The sequence below is a fragment of the Hymenobacter nitidus genome (assembly GCF_020447315.1).
GTDB lineage: Bacteria > Bacteroidota > Bacteroidia > Cytophagales > Hymenobacteraceae > Hymenobacter > Hymenobacter nitidus.
Window position 1 is genome coordinate 100,294 of record NZ_JAJADQ010000002.1, and the last position, 19,462, is coordinate 119,755.

Here is a 19,462-nt window from a genome sequence, read left to right on the forward strand (position 1 = left end):
TGAGAGTATTAAAGACCCAAATGCCAGATACGGCTACAGCAACCACTAAAAGGAATTTCCTCATCTCTCGATTCTCCTTACCTACAGGTTTAAACGTATCTATTGCGGTTTGCCCGCCATCATAAATACCAGCTCCCCGCCATTCACAATATCCTGGTGATTCAAAAACGGCCGGGTCAGCTTCTGCCCATTTAGGCGCGCTTCCTTCACGTACACGTTTTTGTCGCTCTGGTTCTTGACCCGAATGGTGAAGGTCTTGCCGTTTTCGAGCGTCATCGTGGCGCCGTGGATGGCGGGGCTGCCCAGGGCGTACTCCGCCGAGCCGGGGGCCACAGGGTAGAAGCCCAGGGCCGAGAAGACGTACCAGGCCGACATCTGCCCGCAGTCGTCGTTGCCGCCGAGGCCGTCGGGGGTGGGGCGGTACATCTTGGGCAGAATCATGCGCACCCGCTGCTGGGTTTTCCAGGGCTGGTCGGTCCAGTTGTAGAGGTAGGCCGCGTGGTGGGCGGGCTCGTTGCCGTGCACGTAGTTGCCGATGATACCCTCGCGGGTGATGTCCTCGGTTTCGGCGAAGAACTTATCGGGCAGGTGCATGGTAAAGAGCGAGTCGAGGTGCTCGGTGAAGCGCTTCGAGCCGCCCATGAGCTGAATCAGCGCCTTGGGGTCCTGGGGCACGTAGAGGCTGTAGTTCCAGGCGTTGCCCTCGATGTAGCCCTGGTTGTGGGTGCTGAGCACGTCGAACTCCTTCCGGAAGGTGCCGTCGGCCAGCTTGGGGCGCATGAAGCCTACGCGGGCGTCGTACACGTTCTTATAGCTCAAGGCCCGTTTACTGAACTCCTCATAGATGTCCTGCCGGCCCAGCTTTTGGGCCATTTGGGCGATGCACCAGTCGTCGTAGGCGTATTCCAGGGTCTTGCTCACCGACGACGAGTTCTTGTCCTCGGGCACGAATCCCAGCTGCATGTAGTAGCCCAGGCCGTCGTAGGGCTTATAGCGGGCGGTGGCCACGCAGGCGTCCAGGGCCCTGTTGGCGTCGAAGGTGGCGTTGCCCTTGAGCACGGCATCGGCAATGACCGACACCGAGTGGTAGCCAATCATGCACCAGTTTTCATTGGCTTGGTGGCTCCAGACGGGCAGCATGTGCTCGGGGCTTTGGCTGTAGTGGGCCAGCATGCTCTGCACCATGTCGGCGTTGCGCCGGGGCTGCACCAGGTTGAAGAGCGGGTGCAGGGCGCGGTAGGTGTCCCAGAGCGAGAAGGTGGTATAGTTGGTAAAGCCCTCGGCGCGGTGGTTGTTCTGGTCGATGCCGCGGTACTGCCCGTCGGCGTCCTGGTACACGGTGGGACCCAAAAAGGTGTGATAGAGGGCCGTGTAGAAGTTGATTTTGTCGTCCTTCTTTGGGCTCTGAATCGTGACTTTGCTCAGCTCCTGCTGCCACAAGGCCTGACTCTGGGCGCGGGTCTGCTCGAAGTTCCAGCCCGGCAGCTCAGCCCGCATATTGGCCACCGCGCCCTCCTGACTGACGGGCGAGAGGGCCATCTTCACCTTGATTTTCTCGCCCTCCTGGGTGTTGAAGTCGAAGTAGGCCCGGAGTTGTTCGCCGGCCATTTCGGGGAAGTTCTTGCTCTGGTCGAACTTGCCCCAGAAGCCCCGGTACACCTGCTTCTTGGCGTAGTTGCGGTAGCCATACTGCTTAAACGGCTTGGAAAAGGCCATAGCGAAATACAGCGTGCGGGTGCGGGCCCAGCCGTTGGTTTGTCGGTAGCCGGTAATGAGCGAGTCGTTGACGACGCGCACGTAGGTCCAGGTGTTCTTGTCCTCGTAGTTGTAGATGCCCGCCATCAGATCCAGGATAACGTGGGCCTGGTCGGACTTCGGAAACGTGTACTGGTGCATGCCCACCCGCGTCGTAGCCGTCAGCTCCACCCCGATGTTGTGGTCATCGAGCTTGACCTTGTAATAGGCCGGCTCGGCGGTTTCGTTCTTGTGCGAGAAGCGGGAGCGGTAGCCGCTTTCAGGCTGCTGGGCGGTGCCGGGGTTAAGCTGCAAGGGGCCTGTGGTGGGCATCACCAGGAAGTCGCCGAGGTCGGAGTGGCCGGTGCCGCTGAAGTGGGTGTGGCTGAAGCCCACGATGGTGGGGTCGTCGTACTGGTAGCCGGCGCAGTAGCGGTACATGTCCGGGTTGTACTTGCCGTCCTTGGCGTAGAGCAGCGTGTCGGTATCGGGGGAGAGCTGCACCATGCCGAAGGGTACCGTGGCCCCGGGATAGGTGTGGCCCATCTTCTGCGTCCCGATAATGGGCCGGGCGTACTGCACCAGGTTTTCGGCGGGCGGGGCTTTTTGGGCCAGGGTTGCAAAGGAGGGGAGAAGAAGAAAGGAAAGGAGCGGGAGTTTCATCAGCTTTGATTCGAGCGAGCATTAAAATGGGCAGGGTAGAGAAGAGGATAAACTAGATAGGCTATCCTTGTTCATTCAGATCGTTTATTACCCGCCAGAATAACTCATCTTTAAGCAAGATCTGCTTATGCGTTTTTGGATCGTAGAAGATCAACGATTTGATTAAAATAGATACTCTTGAAATGGGTACTCTGTTAGATTCCATGCCATAGTAACCCACTGTCTCATGATTGCCAATTATTATCTGACCTGTCGTGCTGGTTAACTTTCTGCTGGCAACAGGAGCATTGACAATCCTAACATCGGAGCAAATATTGTGGAGATGAGCATTGCCGCGACTGTATATAGAGAGTGTGGCAGAGAAGCGTCGCGAAGTTGCTGCTGAATTTACGGTTAGGCACCTGCCCACGTGTGGAAAAGAATCAATTTTTATAGCAAGCACATAGGTCTTTCCTATTCTTTTATAGAATGTATTGTAGCACCCTTTGCCCCCTAATGCTTTGAGTGTGTCCAGGCCAGCAAAGCACTCTATTCTCGATGAGCCCCTTTGTAGAAGTTGATGTTTCTGCTGGACTAGGCTATGAAAGGACGCGAAAAGGAGTGGGGCTAGCAGGAACGGTAGTTTCATCAGCTTCGGAGTTGAAGCCGGGAAGGTAGGAAAGGAAGGCGGAATGGTTAGCTTTAGCTTAGCTAAACCGTTTTAGGAAGTTTTATTCCTCGAAGTAAGGGTCGTAGAGCCGCATCGTTTTGGGCCTGAACCAGCTAGGCAAAAGGCCATAATGGAAAGTATAGGTAGCTAGTAAAATGTTGTCAGCAGGAATGAAATACAAGGTTGTTCTATTGCCTTTATAGTTAACGCTAATGCTACTGCCAAAGATCATCAGGAGCAATTCCTTGAATTGCTCTCTGTTGTTGCTGATAAAGTCGTAGCCCACATCCGGCATTTCGCTGGTTCTGTCAATCCAGAAACTGACGCCATCCGGGCTAAGCTCAAAAGCCAGCTTTACTCTGTTACGCTTAGGAACGGAGCAGAACCGCCTGAATTCATTTAGCTCCCAGTCCAACGTAAAATCCGGATTATGCAGCAGGGGTTTTTGGCCGAGCGTTAAAAAGACCTCATCAAAAAGTGAAATTAGGTCTGCTACATTGGGACCCATACAACGGGTTTAAGTGTAAGAAATATAATTATTAGAAGTAGCAGGGGTAGCAGCCTCAAGCGGAGCGTTGAATCTGGTGAGAGATGAATAATTGCTAGTATGCCGGCTGCCTCACCACTCCCGCGTGGCTATCAGTTCCTCTATATCGGCCTCAAACCCATACGCCTTGGCCACAAAGTCGAAATCGGTGCCGATACACTCCCGGGCGGCGGTTCCAATCTCACTGTCGGCCTCCCAGAAATCCTCCTGCAAGTCGTTGAATTCGTCGGTGGCGGCGTGAGTCAGGGCATACAACGCTTCCAGGTCCTGGGGCTGTTGTTGCTCGATATCATCGCATAGCTTAACCAGAATGACCTTGCCTTTGTCGACTAAGTTGTTGGGAAAATAAGAGTCCTGGTACATTTCCGCCAGAAAGGAATAGTTTCGGATGGCTTCGTTCTGAAGCTGGATTTGCTGCTTTGCCATGCTTTTGTTGTTGCACTTAAAGGTAAATTGGTAGTCATTGATATAATAAATGCGTATGTTGTTTACCCGGCTTGGTGTATGGTGTACTATACGTTGAGCGAGTGTTTACCCGTGGGGTAAACAAAAAACCATATTAGCTATAAGTGTTTACTTAAATGGGTCAATAGATTATTAAAAAACGCTCTATATGTTTACCAAATAATGGCATTAGTTTGAGGCTTTGCTAAGTGGTTACGAAAGGCAAAGTAGGCATCTGGCGCGGCTTGCTTACCTTGAGCCGGTCACTTTTTCTACTCTCGACGGTGCCAACCGGCCCGGTGCTCCGCATGAAGCTGAAACCCACTTACACCCGCCGCACCTTCGTCCAGCGCGCTGCCCTGGCGGCTGCCGGCCCTTTGCTGGCCGCCTGCGTGGCGGGCCGCCCCAGCCGCGCCGGCCGGGAATACCTGCTCTACATCGGCACTTACGGCCCGGCCGAGCAGGACAATATTTTTCTCTACCGCCTGCACCCCGGCACCGGCGCGCTTACCCGTGTGGCCGGCTTTCGGGGCGGCACGAAGCCCGGTTTCCTGACCGTTTCCACGGACCACCGCTTCCTCTACGCCGTCAATGCCACACTGGAGTTTCAGGGGCGCGGCACGGGCTCGGTGCGCGCCTTTGCCCTCGACCAGCCCAGCGGCGGGCTGACCTTGCTCAATGAGCAGCCGTCAGACGGCGCGGGGCCCTGCTACGTGAGTCTGACGCCCAACGGGCGCGGCCTGTTGGTGGCCAACTACTTCGGCGGTACCGTCAGTGCCCTGCCGGTGCTGGCCGGTGGGCAGCTGGCCCCGGCCACGATGGTCGACCAGCACCAAGGCGCGGGGCCCCACAAAAACCAGGACCGCGCCCACGCCCACTGCATCCTGCCCGACCCGGCCGGCCGCTACGTGCTGGCCGTAGATTTGGGCAACGACCAGATTCTGCGCTATGCCCTGAACCCGGATTCGGGCCTGCCGCAGCTGCCGGGCAAAACGGCCTTTGCCGGGCAGCCGGGCGCGGGCCCACGCCACCTGGGTTTTCACCCGAATGGCCGCTGGGCGTATCTGGTCAACGAGCTGAACGCCACCGTTACGGCCCTGAGCTATGATGCAACCCAGGGCACATTTGCTGACCTGCACACCGTGCCCACGCTGCCGGCAGGCTTCACCGGAGCCAATGCCTGCGCCGACATTCACGTTTCGCCCGACGGCCGCTTTGTATATGCCTCCAACCGCGGGCACGACAGTATTGTGGTATTGGCTGTGGCGGCGGATAGCGGAAAACTCACGCTGGTGCAACACGTCAGTACCCAAGGCCAGACGCCGCGCAACTTCACCCTCTCGCCCGACGGCCGCCTGCTGCTGGTGGCCAACCAGAATTCCAACACGATTTTCTCCTTTCACGTCGCGGCCAAAACCGGGCAACTGACGCCCACGGGCCATTCGGCCCAGGTGCCGGCGCCGGTATGCCTGCGCCTGCTGCCGGATTTTACGCGGCGCTAAGCAGGGTGGGTTGGGGCTCAGTGGCCGTAGCTGACGACCCGGGTTACCTTCCACTGGCCATCTTGGAGGCGCCAGATCATCATGTTTTTGAAGGTGCCGCAGTCAGCCTGGCCGTTTTCCTGGTGGCAGAAGCGGTGCTCGTAGGTTTCCACCGCCCCGTAGCCCTTGACGGGGTAGACTTCCAGGGTGCCGGGCACAAGCTGGCGGTTGAGGCCGGTGGTTTTGTTTTGCTCGAACAGCCGCCGGAAGCCCGCCAGGTTTTGCTCGTAGTTTGCCAGCCCGCCCTTGTCGTGGTAGAACTCCAGGTCTTCGGCGAAGAAGGTTTGGAGCTGGGCCAGGTCGTGGCGGTTGAAGGCCACAAACAGGAGGCTGTCTTGCCGGGCAATGGTAGCATAGAGGGCTTTATCGACGGGCGCGGGGCGGGTGGCAGTCGGTAAAGAAGCCGGCCGGGTACCGGAGCAGGCCCCCACGAGGAGCCCAACGCCAAGCAGGGCCAGCTGATGACTTGGCCAGGGCGGCCGGGAAGAAGCAACGGAGGTGAGCAAGGCGGTAAGCATTACGTAAGCCGGGAACAGGGTAGTGGGAAGTAGCCAGAATGGGAATGAATGTAAGAAGAAAGCCCGTTGCCTAGCAAGGTCACCAAGCTGCGCCGTAAAGCCGATTCTACGGCTGGGAGCGGCACTATTGCCACCAAACCCGGCCCGGATGCGTTAGGCAACTACGGCCCGGCCCGCTCCCACGCGTCATACTTGCGCTTGCGCTGCCGGTGCTCCGGATGCAGATCTACGAATACTAACCTCAGAGCAGGATGGAAACAGTGGAAGTAAACAACCCGGTGACGGCCCCCTACGACCTGGCGCAGATTATGGGCGGCCTCTACGGCGACGGCATTATTGGCCTCAAAGGCGCTTTCAGCCGCGAATGGGCCCGGCAGCTGGGCGAAGACATTGCCTGGCTCTACCACGACGCCTTGCAGCGGCCCGGCGGCGCGCTGGGGCGGGGCCCGAAGCGGCACTACGTCGAGATTCACCCCGAGAACATCCGCGGCTTCGTGGAGTTGGCCACGCACCCCTGGGTCACGACCGTGTGCGAGGCCGTGCTGGGCCCCGACTACAAAATCGTGGAAATCGGCTTCGACGTGCCCAACCCCGGCGCCATGAATCAGCCCTGGCACCGCGACTTTCCCGCCCCCGACGACACGATTATCGGCCGGCGGCTCAACTCCCTGGCTTTCAACCTGACCACGGTGGACGTGACGGAAGATATGGGTCCGTTTGAAATTGCGCCCGGCACCCAGTGGGACTTGCCCGAGAGCTTCGAGCACGGCATGTTTCCGCCCAAAAGCAACAGTGCGCGCTACGCCGCTCGGGCCCAGCGCAAGCTGCCCCAGATGGGCGACATCTCGGCCCGCTCGGCCCTGACCATCCACCGCGGTACGGCCAACCACTCCGATAAGTCGCGGCCTGCCCTGGTACTGGGCGTGGATGCCCCCACGGCCACCAACGCCGAGCGCCACGACCTGCAGTTTACCCGCGCCTACTACGCCGCCCTGCCCGAGCGCCTGAAGCAGCACCTGACCTGCCGCGTGGTCGATACCCTGGAGCCCATCGTGCAGGCCCATACCATTGAGGGCCTGATGATGGGCGAGGCCTGATGCGTAAGGAAAAGTGAGTAAACCAATTTTCCCTCCTTTTTTCAAATTCCGCGCAGCAAGCGGCGTGGGTGCCCGCAGGGCGGGGTGGTTCAATCGTTGAACAGAATCTGGTTCGCCTAACACCTTAACCCGCACGCCGCTTGCTGCGCGAGATGAAAAGGAGGGAGGATAACTAGCCTTAACTTTCTAGCCCTGGCAACCACCCCTGACCCCTCCTTGAAAAAGGAGGGGAACTAGTTTCTAATCCTGCTCCATAGTTGCCATGCCCATACCCGACGACCATCCCGATCAGCAGGCGCAGCTAATGCCCATGACCGTGGCCCGCATCAACGAGCTGACGGCCGCGGCCCGGGCCCTGCCGCCCAGCGCCGACCAGACCCACGTGTTGGTCGGCGCTGGCGAAGACCCCTGGGTTATTGCCCACGAAGGCCAGCTCTACTACTGCACTGTTGACAGGCAGAAGCGGCAAATCCTGGTGGCGCGCTTTTCCCGGCTCGAAGAAATGGCCGCGGCCGAGCTGGTGCCGGTGTGGCCCAATGCGTCTGCCGCACCGCCGGGATACCTGGAAATCTGGGCGCCGGAATTGCAGCTGATTGAGGGGCAGTGGTGTATTTACTTCGCTTTGTATAACGCCCAAAACGGTGCCGAGCGGCTGTATACGCTGCAGGCCACGTCCGCTGATGCGCAGGGCGCCTACGAGTTCAAAGGCCAGCTCGCCGTGCCTACCGACCGGTGGGCCATCGACGGGACGGTGCTGCGTACCGAGAACGGGGAGCTGTACTTTGTCTGGTCGGGGTGGGAGGGTTTCACCAACGTCAGCCAGAACATCTACTTGGCCCGCATGAGCAACCCCTGGACCATCAGCTCGGACCGGGTGTGCATTTCCCGGCCCGAATACGCGTGGGAAATGCAGGGCTACCCGCACGTGAACGAAGGCCCGCAGGTGCTACAGCACGCCGGGCGCACCTTCATCATCTACTCCGCCAGCGGCAGCTGGACCGACGACTATTGCCTGGGCCAGCTCACCTACCTGGGTGGTGACCCGCTGCACCCCGCTTCGTGGCGCAAGGAGCCCGCGCCGGTTTTCGCCAAAACGGCCACCATTTTCGGCCCCGGCCACGCCTCCTTTGTGCAGCTCCACGGCCAGGACTACATCATCTACCACGCCGCGCGCCGCAGCCAGGCCGGCTGGGCCCGCCAGATTCGCTACAAGCCCTTCGGCTGGAAACCCGACGGCTCCCCGGATTTCGGGGAGCCGCTGTAGCCAGTTGGTATTGGGGTAAGGCTTCTTAATGCCTACCTCCCGATACTCCCGCAGCATCCTTAGCAGTTGCTCGGGGGTATAGCACATGGGGATGACAGCCAGGCAACTGTAGTACTTCAGCATCCGGCTTGCCGCGCCGGGGTTAATTAGCTGTTTTACTAAATGTTAGAATAATTGGTGGAGCGAAGTAGGTAGTATCATTGCATTGGTACACCAACTCAATATTGCTGTCTTTCTTTTTTATGATTGTTGACAAGCTGCCCCGCTTTTTATACAACGTGTCACCTATGGCACATCTGTTTCTTACCTCAGCAAAATAAGAGCCGTCTGTGTGTAAGATGTTGTCTAGTACGCTACTGCCTTTATTGAGTGAAGTTCCTTGAAAGAAAGTAGATCTGCCATTTTTATATATGTTTTCTACTCTCAAGTTGTGCCCTCACTTTTTTATCTTTTCTAAGATATCAGAGCAATAAACCGTCGACGGGCTTGAGCAGCCTACGAGAAGAAAAACCAGTGCAAAATAGCTGGCTATGTGCTTCTGCATCCGCTTCTACCGCGTCGGGCCCTTGTCTACCTGGGCTTCGAGGCGGGCCTGCACCTCCACGGGCAGCTGGCTGAGCAAATCCAGACCCGTAGCGTTTTCGATGGCGTCGACCGAGACGCGGTACTGGCTCCAGTCGGCGCTTACGGCGTTGTCGTTGGGCGTATCCACGGCCAGCACACGGGCCTGGGTCGGGATGCGCCGCAGGTCGTCGGAGCCTTCGGGCAGCAGCACCAACACCTTCCAGACGCGGGCCGGCACGGTTACTCGGCCGCCGTCCAGCGTCGTCATGAAGCCCTTGGCCCCAGTGCCGCCCTTGCCGTAGCTGCCCATTATGACGTAGATTTCCTGGCCCCGGCCTACCTGCGTGCGGCCCCATTCTTCGAGGCTGCTCCAGGTGCGCTGGTTGTTGTTGGGCGCCTGCGGAATCATGTTGGTCATCAGGAAGGTGGCCGAGTTGTCGTCCAGGTCACTGGTGCGGTCGGCCGAAGGGCAGTTGTGGCCTTTATCGAAGCCCGAGCCGGAGTAGCTGCGGGGCGTCACGGCGTAGGCGCCGCGGGGCAGGGCCGGGTCGGGGCGGAAGTCGTCCTGGCGGGGCGCCTCACCTATCCAGGCGCGGTTCAGGTGCCAGCTCACCCAAATCGGCGTGCCGCGGCCCGCGTGGTAGCCCAGGCTGAACTGGGGCTTGCTGATGAGGTAGTTGTTGAGGCTGCTGGCGCTGCTGCTGGCGCCGCTGGGGTTGCCCAGGGCCATGTTGTCGTCGCGGCTCGTGACGACGGCCGTGGCCTGGCCCGTGGTGGCCGGGGGCAGGGAGGTGCCGGCCGGAGCGCCCGTAGCAGCACCGGCAGGGCTGCCGGCTACCGCGCTGCCTGCTGCCGTGGTTTCCAGCTGAATGTCGTCGATGTTGAGCCGGCCGCTGCCCCCGATTTTGCGGATTTCCAGCCGCAGCCGCCCCGTGGTGCCCCCGCTGAAGGTATTCACGGCCAGGCGCGGGCCCTGGGTGCGCACCGGCTGACCGATGCGGCGAAACGTGCGGCCCCCGTCGACGCTGCCCCACAGCTCCCAGGTGCTGGCCGGGTCGTCGCCGTAGGCTGCGGCGCTGATGCGGATGCTGCGCACCGGAGCCGGGGCGTCGAAGTTCATGCGCAGGCGGCCCAAGTTGCGCAGGCGGGCCGCGTGCTGGCCGTTTTTATGGTCCTGGTCGGCCGCGCCAATCAGGGCATCCTCGAAGTGCCAGGGGCCGGTTTCCAGGGTTTCATCGGCCGTAGAGTATGCTCCTTTGCTGCCCGCCTCGAAGGTTTCGAGCAAGCGGCCCGCCGCCTGCGTCGGCGGGCCCGACTGCACCGGAATGGCCGGCGGACCTTCGGGCAGGGGAGTACGGGCGGTTTCGGGCTGCTGCTGGGAGCAGGCCAGCAGGACGATGGGCAGGAAAAACAGGAGGCGTGGCATGGCGCGAAGGTAGCAGATATCGGCAGTCAGTTTTTACGCCGCTGGCCACCGCCTGTGCGCCCATCCTCTCAAACCTGGGCGGCCAGGTCCACGCACTCCGCGTGCCGGGGGCAGCCCAGCAGGTGGTCGTTGACCAGCCCCGCCGTTTGCAGAAGGTTGTAGCACGTCATCGGGCCGGTCATCACGAAGCCGCGCTGCTTCAGGTCCTTGCTCATGGCCTCGCTCTGGGGCGTCGATACGGGCACGGGGTTGGCCGCGCTGCGGCGGTTGTCGACGGGCCGGCCGCCCACGTACTGGTAGAAAAACGGGAGCAGCCCGGCCTCGCCGCCTACTTCCTGGCGCAGGCGCAGCCAAGCCCGGGCGTTCTGCACGGTAGCTTCCAGCTTACGGCGGTTGCGCAGAATCCGCGGGTTGAGCAGCAGCTCGGCTATTTCCTCTTCCCCGAAGCGGACAATACGCTCGGGCTCGAAGTTGGCCAGCAGCTCCCGAAACCCTTCGCGCCGCTTCAGCACCACCGGAAAGTCGAACCCCAGCTGGAAAGTGTGCAGCACCAGGTACTCGAACAGGATGCCGGCTTCGGCCACCAGCTCGCCCCACTCATGGTCGTGAAATGAGCTGAGCAACTCGTTTTGGTCGGCCCAGGGGCAGCGGCCCGACGAACCCAGGGTGGCGTAAGTGAACAGGCTCATACGTGTTGCTGCGGAAAATGAGGGCGAACGGCTGGGGCTGGCGCGGAGCTTGTAGCTTTGCGTAGCTATAACCCCTACGGGCTTTCCGCGTTTCTACTCCATCCTGTTTGCCGATAGTTGCGTGCCGTTCAGCTGCCCGTAGTTACGGTTCCTACGTTTCCGCTGCTGCCCGCCCCGCATGAATTTCACCGCCGACCCCGCCGACCGCCTGCTTCAGAGTGTTCTGGACCTGTCCCTGACGGGCATCATCCTGTTTCGGCCCGTGTATGGGGCCCCCGACGACGCGGCCACCATCGTCGACTTGGCTTACGAGCACCTGAACCCGGCCGCCCAGCGGATGCTGCAACTGCCCGAGCGCCCGGCCGCCACCTTCCTGACGCTGTATCCCAACGCGCGGGAAACGGGTATTTTCGCTTTCTACCGCGACACCTTTCTTACGGGTGAGGCTGGCCACTACAACGTCAACTACCAGCACGACGGCCTCGATAACTACTTCCGCCTCGCCGCCCGGCGCAGCGGCGACCAGCTGCTGGTCAGCTTCACCGACACCGGCGACCAGCCCCGCACGGCCGTCGAAGAGGAGCTGCGCCGGGCCCAGGCCGAGCTGCACACGGCCCGCGCCGCCGCCGAAGCCCAGCGCCAGCAGCTGCAGGACGTGCTGCAGCAGGCGCCGGTGGCCATTGCCCTGCTCGAAGGCCCCGAATACCGCATTACGCTGGCCAACCCGGCGGTGTGCGAAATCTGGGCGCGCACCCAGTCGCAGCTCCTGGGGCGGCCCTTGCTGCTGGCCTTGCCCGAGCTGCAGGGCCAGGGCATCGACGCGCTGCTGAACGGCGTGCTGCACTCGGGCCAGCCCTACACGGGCACCGAGCTGCCCGTGCAGCTGCAGCGCCACGGGCAGCTCGAAACGATTTACTTCAACTTCGTGTACCAGCCCCAGCACAATGCGGCCGGAGCTACGACGGGGGTGCTGGTAGTAGCTACCGACGTCACCCAGCACGTGCTGGCCCGCCTGCACGTGCAGGAGCTAAACGAGGAGCTGGCCACTACCAACGAGGAAATTCAGGCTTCCAATGAGGAGTTTCTGGCCAACAATGCCGAGCTGACCCACACTCAGTTTCTGCTTCAGCAGTTAAACCAGGAGCTGGAAGCCCGGGTGCGCGACCGCACCAAGCAGCTGCACGTGGCCCTGAGCGAAACCGAGCAGCAGCGCACCCGGCTGCAGCTGGAGCAGGGGCGGCTCCAGCAGATTCTGGGGCAGGTCCCGGCCTTTATTGCCACCCTCGACGGCCCTGACCACCGCTACACCTTTTTCAACGACGCCTACCTGGCGCTGACCGGGGGGCGCGCTCACCTGGGGCTCTCCGTGGCCCAGGCCCTGCCCGAATTCGGGGAGCAGGGTATCATCGGCCTGCTCGACCAGGTATACGCCACCGGCCGGGCCTTTTCAGGTACGGATAAGCCCATCCGGCTACTGCCCGCGGCCACGGGCCAGCCCGAGCTGCACTACGTGGATTTTGTGTACCAGCCGTTGTTCGACGAGCGGAACCAGACCCAGGGCATTCTGGCCTTCATCGTTGATGTAACGGATAAGGTGCTGGCCCGGCAGGAGGCGGAGATGCTGCAGAGTAAGGTGCTGCTGGCCTCCCAGCAGCAGGCGCAGCAGCGCGAAACCTTCTATCAGATATTCGAGCAAACGCCGGCCCTGATTCAGCTGCTGCGCGCCCCGCAGCACCGCGTCGAGTATGTGAATCCGGCTTACCAGCGCTTATTTTCGGGGCGGACCATGGTGGGCCGGGACCTGGCCGAAGCGCTGCCCGAGGCCCAGGAGCAGGGCTTTATTAGCCTGCTGGACCATGTATACGCAACCGGTGAAACCTACGTCGGGGCGGAAGTTCCGCTGACCTGGACTTCCGGCGAGAACCCGTCGGCACAGGCCAGTTACTTCAATTTTACCTACCAGGCCTTCCGCGAAAACGGGCAGATAGCCGGTATTTCCGTGTTTGCCTACGATGTAACCGGGCAAGTGCTGGCCCGGCGGCAGCGCGAGGCCGAGCGGGAGCGGCTGCAGCGCCTGTTTATGGAAGCTCCCGCCGCCATCTGTATCCTGGCCGGCCCCGAGCTGGTCTTCGAGCTGGTGAATCCGCAGTATCAGCGGCTGCTGCCAGACCGGCCCTTGCTGGGCAAGACGTTTCTGGAAGCTGTGCCCGAACTGGCCCAGCACTCAGTGATGAGCATCTTCCGGCAGATCTACGAAACTGGCGTCACGCACGAAGAGTCGGCAATGCTCGTGCCCCTGACCCGCCCTGATGGGGTACTGGAGGACCGCTACTTCAACTACATCCAGCAGGCCCGCCGCGACGAACAGGGCCGCATTGATGGCGTGCTGGTCTTTGCCTTCGAAGTAACCGAGCAGGTGCGGGCCCGCCAAGCCAGCGAGGCCAGTGCCCAGCAGCTACGCCTGCTCACCGACTCCCTGCCCGTGCTCATCGGCTACCTCGACCACGAGCTGAAATACCGCTTTGCCAACCATGCCTACAAGGCCTGGTTCAATCAAAACCCCGAGGAGCTGCTGGGCCGGCCGGTGCGCGAGGTGGTCGGTGAGCAGGCTTTTGCCAACGCCTGGCCCTATATGGAGCGCGCCTTGGCCGGTGAGCGGCTCGACTTTGAGGCCCGCATGCCCTACCGTGAAGGTTTTACCAAGCACATCCGGACCAGCTACGTGCCCGATGTGCGCCAGGGCGCGGTGGTGGGATTCTACACCCTGGTGTCGGATGTGACCGAGCAGGTGGAGGCCCGGCAGCGGGCTGAGGCCAGCGCCCAGCAGGCCCTGGAGCTGGCCGGTGAGCTGCACCAGACCAACGAGCAGCTCACGCGTACCAACGTGGACCTGGACAACTTCATCTACACGGCCAGCCACGACCTGAAGGCGCCCATCACCAACATTGAAGGCCTGCTCGACATGCTGCGCCACGAGCTGCCCCCGGGCGCCATGGCCGGCGAAGTGGCCCACATCCTGGACCTGATGCACAACTCCGTGGACCGCTTCAAGCGCACCATTGAGCACCTCACCACCGTATCCCGGTTGCAGAAGGAGCACGACCAGCCCGTGGCCCAGGTGCAGCTGGCCGCCGTTATCGACAACGTGCGCCTGGACCTGGCCCCGCTGCTGCGCCAAACCAGCGGCACCCTCGACGTGGACGTGCGCCAGTGCCCGCCGCTGCTGTTTTCGGAGAAAAACCTGCGCTCGGTGGTGTATAACCTGCTCAGCAACGCCCTGAAGTACCACCACCCGGAGCGCCCGCCGCTCGTGCGGGTACGCACCGAGGTAGACGGCGCCTTTGTGGTGCTGCACGTGCACGACAACGGCCTGGGCCTCGACCTGGAGCGGAAAGACCAGCTGTTTGCCATGTTTCAGCGCCTGCACACCCACGTCGAGGGCTCCGGCATCGGGCTCTACATGGTAAAACGCATCATGGAAAACGCGGGCGGCAGAATCACCGTGCGCAGTCAGGTAGGGGAGGGCACCACCTTTTCCGCGTATTTCCCTCACTGAGCCGGACCGCGCCGCCCACAGCGGCTGGCTTCCTTGCGCAATTGCCCGTAGCCAGCTTCGTGCGTACGCCCCCGGCCGGTTGGAAAACCCGGCCGGGGACTGAAACTCTGTTTCCCGCAAGAGCAGGTGAAGTCCCGAAGTAGCTTTTCTTCCTGGCCGCAAAAAGCCGGATTGGAGTCAGTCTGCCGCTACTTTAGCCGGGTGCGGGCCCGGTAGCCGGGGCAGGCCGGGGAAATTAATACCGTCGAGTATGCCGGTTGGGAGCTACCTTGCCCTTTTTACCAGAGTCTGACCATTCTGATAGCAGCCTGTGCTATCTGCTTTCCATATGATCCAGTCCATCATCACGGCAACCGGTAGCTACATTCCCGGCATCGTTGTTCGGAACGAAGATTTCCTCTCCGCCCGCTTTTTCACCAAGGAAGGCGCCCTTATTACCCAGGAGCCGGCGTCGGTTCTGGAACGTTTTCAGGCAATTACCGGCATTCAGGAGCGGCGCTATGCCCCGCCCGAGCAGCGCGCATCGGACCTGGGGCTGCGGGCCGCCGCCGATGCCCTGGCCAGCTCCGGCCTCGACCCCGAAACCCTGGACTACCTCATCGTGGCCCACAACTTCGGCGACGTGACGGCCGGCAGCAACCGCGTGGATCTGGTGCCTTCCCTGGCCTCGCGCATCAAGGCCGGACTGGGCATCCGCAACCCCAACTGCGTGGCCTACGACATGGCCTTTGGCTGCCCCGGCTGGCTGGAGGCCGTTATTCAGGCCAACTACTATATCCGCTCGGGCGATGCGCGGCGCTGCCTGATTATCGGCACCGAAACCCTCTCGCGCGTGGTGGATGCCCACGACCGGGACACGATGCTCTACAGCGACGGCAGCGGCGCGGCCGTGCTGGAAGCCAGTACGAGCGGCCCGCGCGGCATTCTGGCCCACCACACCCAGACCCACGCCGTGGACTACGCCGAGCTGCTGAGCATGGGGCAGTCGTATGCGCCGGACGAGGCCGAAAGCCCCAACCGCTACATGAAGATGAACGGCCGCCGCCTCTACGAGTTTGCCCTGCAGCAGGTGCCCCTGGTGGTTAAAACCGCGCTGGACAAAGCCAACGTGCCCCTTTCGCAGGTGCGTAAGGTCCTGATTCATCAGGCCAACGAGAAGATGGATATTGCCATTCTGGAGCGCCTTTTCAAGCTCTACGACGCGGGCAGCCCCAACCTGGAGATGATGCCGATGACCATCGGCTGGCTGGGCAATAGCTCGGTGGCTACCATCCCCACGCTGCTGGACTTGCTGCAGAAAGGCCAGCTGCCCAACCAGCACATTGCCCCCGGCGACACCGTCGTTTTTGCCTCGGTGGGGGCGGGCATGAACATCAACGCCGTGGTGTACCAGTACTAGGCGGCCCCAGCGGCGGGGTTGGGAGCCAAGAAGCCGGGGCCCGGCATGGCGGAAATCGGGGCATTGTGGGCTACCTTGCTTTCGCTTTTTCTCACTTCTCCTCCTTCATGACCAAACCCTTTACGCCCAAGCTTCTTTTGGTGGCCGCCGGCTGCGCTACGGCCCTGTGGCTGAGCAGCTGCGGCTCCGACCAGCACGCCGGCTCAGCCGAAGTGCCCACCCCCGACGCCAACTTCGACCGGTTCAAGGCCCAGTTCATCGATTCGCTCTGGTACTACAACCCCGAGTGGGCCAGCAGCCAGGGCTACCACCGCTACGACTCGCTGCTGGTGGTGCCCAACGCCGGCCGCCGCCAGACCGAAGCCGCCGTGCAGGCCCGGGTGCGCCAGCAGCTGGCAGCCTTTCCGGTCGGGGAGCTGTCGGTGAATAACCAGACCGACTTCCGGCTGATTGAGAACTACCTGAACAGCTCGCGCTGGTACGCCGACACGCTGCGCGACTGGCAATGGAACCCGGCTGCCTACAACCTGGGCTCGTCGGTGGCCGAGATTCTGAACGGCCGCTACCAGCCCCTGGACCGCCGTCTGCGCAGCATTTCGCTGAAAATATCCCGCGCCGCCGATTATTACGCCGCCGCCGAAGACAACATTCAGAACCCCACCCGGGAGCATACCGATCTGGCCATTAAGCAGAACAAGGGCGCCCTGGACGTGTTCGGGCCGGCTTTGCTTGACTCGCTCAACCGCTCGAAGCTCTCGGAGCGGGAGAAAAAGGACTTCCGTGACCGGGTAGCTACCACTAGGCTGGTGGTGCAGAACTACATTGCCTTTTTGCAGAACGAGGTGCTGCCGGCCGGCAAGTTCCGCAGCTTCCGCCTGGGTAAGGCGCTCTACGACCGGAAGTTCTACTACGACATTCAGAGCAGCTACTCCGCCGACCAGGTGTATCAGAAGGCCCTGACGCACAAAGCCGAGCTGCTGCGCGACATGAAAAAGCGGGCCGCGCGCCTCTGGCCCAAGTATTTTGCCGGCCAGCCCCTGCCCACCGACTCGCTGGCGGCCGTGAAGCTGGTAATTGGCAAGCTCTCGGAAAAGCACGCCACCCAGGCCGGCTTCGTGGATGCGGTGAAGGCCCAGATTCCGGCCCTGGTGCAGTTCGTGAACGATAAAAAGCTGCTGACCCAGGACCCCACCAAGCCGTTGGTGGTGCGCGAAACCCCGCTCTACATGCGCGGCAGCGGAGCCGGAGCTTCGGTGTCGGCCCCAGGCCCCTACGATAAGGCCGCCAACACCTATTACAACGTGGAGCCCCTCGACGGGCAGTCGGCGGCCGATGCGGAGAGCTACCTGCGCGAATACAACGAGTACACGCTCCAGATTCTGAACATCCACGAGGCTATTCCGGGTCACTACACCCAGCTGGTGTATGCCAACCGCTCCCCCTCGCTCATCAAATCCATCTTCGGCAACGGGGCTATGATTGAGGGCTGGGCCGTGTACGCCGAGCGCATGATGCTGGAAAGCGGCTACGGCGGCAACACCGACGAAATGTGGCTGATGTGGGACAAGTGGAATATGCGCGTGACCATCAACGCCATCATCGACCACGAAATCCAGGTGAACAACGCCTCCGAGGCCAGCATCGTGAATCAGCTCATGCGCGACGGGTTCCAGGAGAAGTCGGAGGCTACCAACAAGTGGCTGCGCGCGACGCTGAGCCAGGTGCAGCTGAGCAGCTACTTCACCGGCTACACCGAAATCTACGATTTGCGCCAGGAGCTGAAAAAGGAGCAGGGCAGCAAGTTCGACCTGAAGGCCTTCAACGAGCAGTTTCTCAGCTACGGCAGCGCCCCAGTGCGCTACATCCGCACCATGATGCTGAAGAAAGCGTAGGCACATTCTTGCCTGAAAACGCGGACCAAGCCGCCCCGGATGGGAATTTCCGGGGCGGCTTGGTTGTCTGCCTATCACCCGAAATTCCGGTTCCGAGCCCCGTACGCATTGCCCGCTTATGAAAGAAACAGACCGCCAGCGCATCTACGAAACCAACGACGAAGGCCTGCGCCGCTACACCCACGAGCACCTGAAGGTGTTTGCCAAGTTCACGTCGGATAACTGCGCCACGTGCGAGCTGCTGGCCCCGCCTTTCGCCCAGTTTGCCGACGATGAGCCTTACCAGACCATCCTGTTCCTAAGGCTGGCCTCCGAGGAAAGCCCGGTAGCCAAGAAACTGATGCAGCAGAAAGTAGCACCGTTTTTTGTGAGCTACTGCCAGGGCCGCATCCTGGAATGCGACACGCTGACGACCGAGGCCGAAGTGCAGGGCATGCTGGAGCGCCTGCGCGCGTTTCTGCCCCAGAGCAACTGATGCGCCGGCACAAAGACGCCTGGGCTCTGCTGGCCGGAGCTGGCAACGTTTCTGTTGCATTTTTGCTGCTTTAGGCCCAGGGGCGGCTAATTTACCCTAGCTTCGCGGCCGTGTTTTTTCTCCTCTCCAAATTTCTGCCGTTTGTGCTGGAGCCCGCCGTGTGGCTGCTGGCTCTGCTGGCCGCCGCGTTGCTCAGCCGCCGTCATCCGCGGTGGCAGCGCGGCTTTCTTATTTCGGCCCTGACTCTCACCTTTATCGGTACTAACAGCGGCCTGATCAACGAGGCGTACCTGGCCTGGGAAATGCCCCCGGTGGGCCTGCGCACCCTGGCCCCCCACGACGCGGGCGTGCTGCTCACTGGCGTGACGCGCCCCCTGAAGTCGCCCCACGACCGGGTGTATCTGGGGGAGGGCGCCGACCGGCTGACCCACACGCTGTGGCTCTACCGGGCCGGCCGCATCAAGTATATTATCGTCAGTGGCGGCTCGGGCTCGATCCGCAAAGTAGTACATACCGAGGCCCACGACCTAGCGACGCTGCTGCGCCTGGCGGGCGTGCCGGCCCGGAATATTCTGGTGGAGGAGGCTAGCCGCAACACCCGCGAAAATGCTCTGAACACCAAAAAGCTGCTGGCCCAGCATCCGGAAATCAAGAGCATCATGCTGATTACCTCCGCCTTTCACCAGCGGCGCGCCCTGGCCTGCTTTCGGAAAGTTGGCCTGCAGCCCACCCCATTTCCGGCCGACTACCGCACCAGTGACCCCATCCGGACGCCCAGCTACTGGCTCCCCGATGCCAGCGCCTTTGGCCGCTGGAGCCACCTACTGCACGAAATAACCGGCTACCTGACCTACAAGCTGCTCGGGTATTGCTAATGTGGGAATGTAATTTGAAGGTGCTAAATGTGGGGACTGTGCTAACCCGTGTCATAGCGAGCAGAGCGAAGCAATCGGTCCGCTGAAATGGGTGGAGCCTTCTAATGTGAAAAGCCCTTTACTCCGACT

At 61.3% G+C, this 19,462-nt stretch carries 14 protein-coding genes; 8 read left to right on the forward strand and 6 right to left on the reverse strand.

Going from position 1 to position 19,462, the window contains the following annotated elements; genetic code table 11:
• Window positions 1-99: 99 nt before the first annotated feature.
• From LGH70_RS03740 to LGH70_RS03750, 3 genes are all read right to left on the reverse strand, one after another.
• Window positions 100-2,397 (reverse strand): GH92 family glycosyl hydrolase, encoded by a 2,298-nt coding sequence (locus LGH70_RS03740; RefSeq protein WP_226182838.1) that lies wholly within the window; start codon window positions 2,395-2,397, stop codon window positions 100-102.
• A 710-nt stretch (window positions 2,398-3,107) separates the two neighbouring features.
• The gene (locus tag LGH70_RS03745) at window positions 3,108-3,554 is read right to left on the reverse strand and encodes a hypothetical protein (protein ID WP_226182840.1); all 447 of its coding nucleotides are present in this window, start codon (window positions 3,552-3,554) and stop codon (window positions 3,108-3,110) included.
• A 111-nt stretch (window positions 3,555-3,665) separates the two neighbouring features.
• Window positions 3,666-4,019: a DUF5713 family protein gene (locus LGH70_RS03750; protein ID WP_226182842.1), complete on the reverse strand. Its 354-nt coding sequence runs from the start codon at window positions 4,017-4,019 to the stop codon at window positions 3,666-3,668.
• A 326-nt stretch (window positions 4,020-4,345) separates the two neighbouring features.
• Between LGH70_RS03750 and LGH70_RS03755 the strand changes: the two genes are divergently transcribed.
• Window positions 4,346-5,539: a lactonase family protein gene (locus LGH70_RS03755; protein WP_226182844.1), complete on the forward strand. Its 1,194-nt coding sequence runs from the start codon at window positions 4,346-4,348 to the stop codon at window positions 5,537-5,539.
• Between the two features lie 17 nt (window positions 5,540-5,556).
• Here LGH70_RS03755 and LGH70_RS03760 read toward each other — a convergent pair whose 3' ends face one another.
• A complete protein-coding gene (locus tag LGH70_RS03760) occupies window positions 5,557-6,096 on the reverse strand; it encodes a nuclear transport factor 2 family protein (RefSeq protein WP_226182849.1) in 540 nt (179 codons plus the stop codon).
• A 251-nt stretch (window positions 6,097-6,347) separates the two neighbouring features.
• Between LGH70_RS03760 and LGH70_RS03765 the strand changes: the two genes are divergently transcribed.
• A complete protein-coding gene (locus LGH70_RS03765) occupies window positions 6,348-7,193 on the forward strand; it encodes a phytanoyl-CoA dioxygenase family protein (protein WP_226182851.1) in 846 nt (281 codons plus the stop codon).
• A gap of 262 nt (window positions 7,194-7,455) precedes the next feature.
• Window positions 7,456-8,457: a glycoside hydrolase family 43 protein gene (locus LGH70_RS03770; RefSeq protein ID WP_226182853.1), complete on the forward strand. Its 1,002-nt coding sequence runs from the start codon at window positions 7,456-7,458 to the stop codon at window positions 8,455-8,457.
• Window positions 8,458-9,007: 550 nt separating this feature from the next.
• Here LGH70_RS03770 and LGH70_RS03775 read toward each other — a convergent pair.
• On the reverse strand, window positions 9,008-10,447 hold the full coding sequence (locus LGH70_RS03775) for a DNA/RNA non-specific endonuclease (RefSeq protein ID WP_226182855.1): 1,440 nt from the start codon (window positions 10,445-10,447) through the stop codon (window positions 9,008-9,010).
• Between the two features lie 68 nt (window positions 10,448-10,515).
• Window positions 10,516-11,136 carry a DNA-3-methyladenine glycosylase I gene (locus LGH70_RS03780; RefSeq protein ID WP_226182857.1) on the reverse strand — a complete coding sequence of 207 codons (621 nt, stop codon included), beginning with the start codon at window positions 11,134-11,136 and terminating at the stop codon, window positions 10,516-10,518.
• 178 nt (window positions 11,137-11,314) lie between these two features.
• Here LGH70_RS03780 and LGH70_RS03785 point away from each other — a divergent pair, with 178 nt between their 5' ends.
• The 5 genes from LGH70_RS03785 (at window position 11,315) to LGH70_RS03805 (ending at window position 19,333) form a co-directional block, all read left to right on the forward strand.
• Window positions 11,315-14,692 (forward strand): PAS domain-containing protein, encoded by a 3,378-nt coding sequence (locus LGH70_RS03785; protein WP_226182859.1) that lies wholly within the window; start codon window positions 11,315-11,317, stop codon window positions 14,690-14,692.
• Between the two features lie 328 nt (window positions 14,693-15,020).
• Window positions 15,021-16,091, forward strand: a complete 1,071-nt coding sequence (locus tag LGH70_RS03790) for a 3-oxoacyl-ACP synthase III family protein (protein WP_226182861.1) — start codon at window positions 15,021-15,023, stop codon at window positions 16,089-16,091.
• Between the two features lie 107 nt (window positions 16,092-16,198).
• Window positions 16,199-17,983, forward strand: coding sequence for a DUF885 domain-containing protein (locus LGH70_RS03795; protein WP_226182863.1), 1,785 nt, complete (start codon window positions 16,199-16,201; stop codon window positions 17,981-17,983).
• Between the two features lie 118 nt (window positions 17,984-18,101).
• Entirely contained in the window at window positions 18,102-18,458 is a 357-nt protein-coding gene (locus LGH70_RS03800; RefSeq protein ID WP_226182866.1) for a thioredoxin domain-containing protein, read from the forward strand.
• A gap of 110 nt (window positions 18,459-18,568) precedes the next feature.
• The gene (locus tag LGH70_RS03805) at window positions 18,569-19,333 is read left to right on the forward strand and encodes a YdcF family protein (protein WP_226182868.1); all 765 of its coding nucleotides are present in this window, start codon (window positions 18,569-18,571) and stop codon (window positions 19,331-19,333) included.
• The last annotated feature ends 129 nt before the right edge of the window (window positions 19,334-19,462 follow it).

Excerpts from the sequence above, each read along its gene's own strand:
- LGH70_RS03740 (WP_226182838.1), bottom strand. The coding sequence starts at position 2,397 with ATGAAACTCCCGCTCCTTTCCTTTCTTCTTCTCCCCTCCTTTGCAACC.
- LGH70_RS03795 (WP_226182863.1), top strand. The coding sequence starts at position 16,199 with ATGACCAAACCCTTTACGCCCAAGCTTCTTTTGGTGGCCGCCGGCTGC.
- LGH70_RS03775 (WP_226182855.1), bottom strand. The coding sequence starts at position 10,447 with ATGCCACGCCTCCTGTTTTTCCTGCCCATCGTCCTGCTGGCCTGCTCC.
- LGH70_RS03800 (WP_226182866.1), top strand. The coding sequence starts at position 18,102 with ATGAAAGAAACAGACCGCCAGCGCATCTACGAAACCAACGACGAAGGC.
- LGH70_RS03755 (WP_226182844.1), top strand. The coding sequence starts at position 4,346 with ATGAAGCTGAAACCCACTTACACCCGCCGCACCTTCGTCCAGCGCGCT.
- LGH70_RS03760 (WP_226182849.1), bottom strand. The coding sequence starts at position 6,096 with ATGCTTACCGCCTTGCTCACCTCCGTTGCTTCTTCCCGGCCGCCCTGG.
- LGH70_RS03790 (WP_226182861.1), top strand. The coding sequence starts at position 15,021 with ATGATCCAGTCCATCATCACGGCAACCGGTAGCTACATTCCCGGCATC.
- LGH70_RS03785 (WP_226182859.1), top strand. The coding sequence starts at position 11,315 with ATGAATTTCACCGCCGACCCCGCCGACCGCCTGCTTCAGAGTGTTCTG.
- LGH70_RS03750 (WP_226182842.1), bottom strand. The coding sequence starts at position 4,019 with ATGGCAAAGCAGCAAATCCAGCTTCAGAACGAAGCCATCCGAAACTAT.
- LGH70_RS03770 (WP_226182853.1), top strand. The coding sequence starts at position 7,456 with ATGCCCATACCCGACGACCATCCCGATCAGCAGGCGCAGCTAATGCCC.
- LGH70_RS03765 (WP_226182851.1), top strand. The coding sequence starts at position 6,348 with ATGGAAACAGTGGAAGTAAACAACCCGGTGACGGCCCCCTACGACCTG.
- LGH70_RS03745 (WP_226182840.1), bottom strand. The coding sequence starts at position 3,554 with ATGGGTCCCAATGTAGCAGACCTAATTTCACTTTTTGATGAGGTCTTT.
- LGH70_RS03780 (WP_226182857.1), bottom strand. The coding sequence starts at position 11,136 with ATGAGCCTGTTCACTTACGCCACCCTGGGTTCGTCGGGCCGCTGCCCC.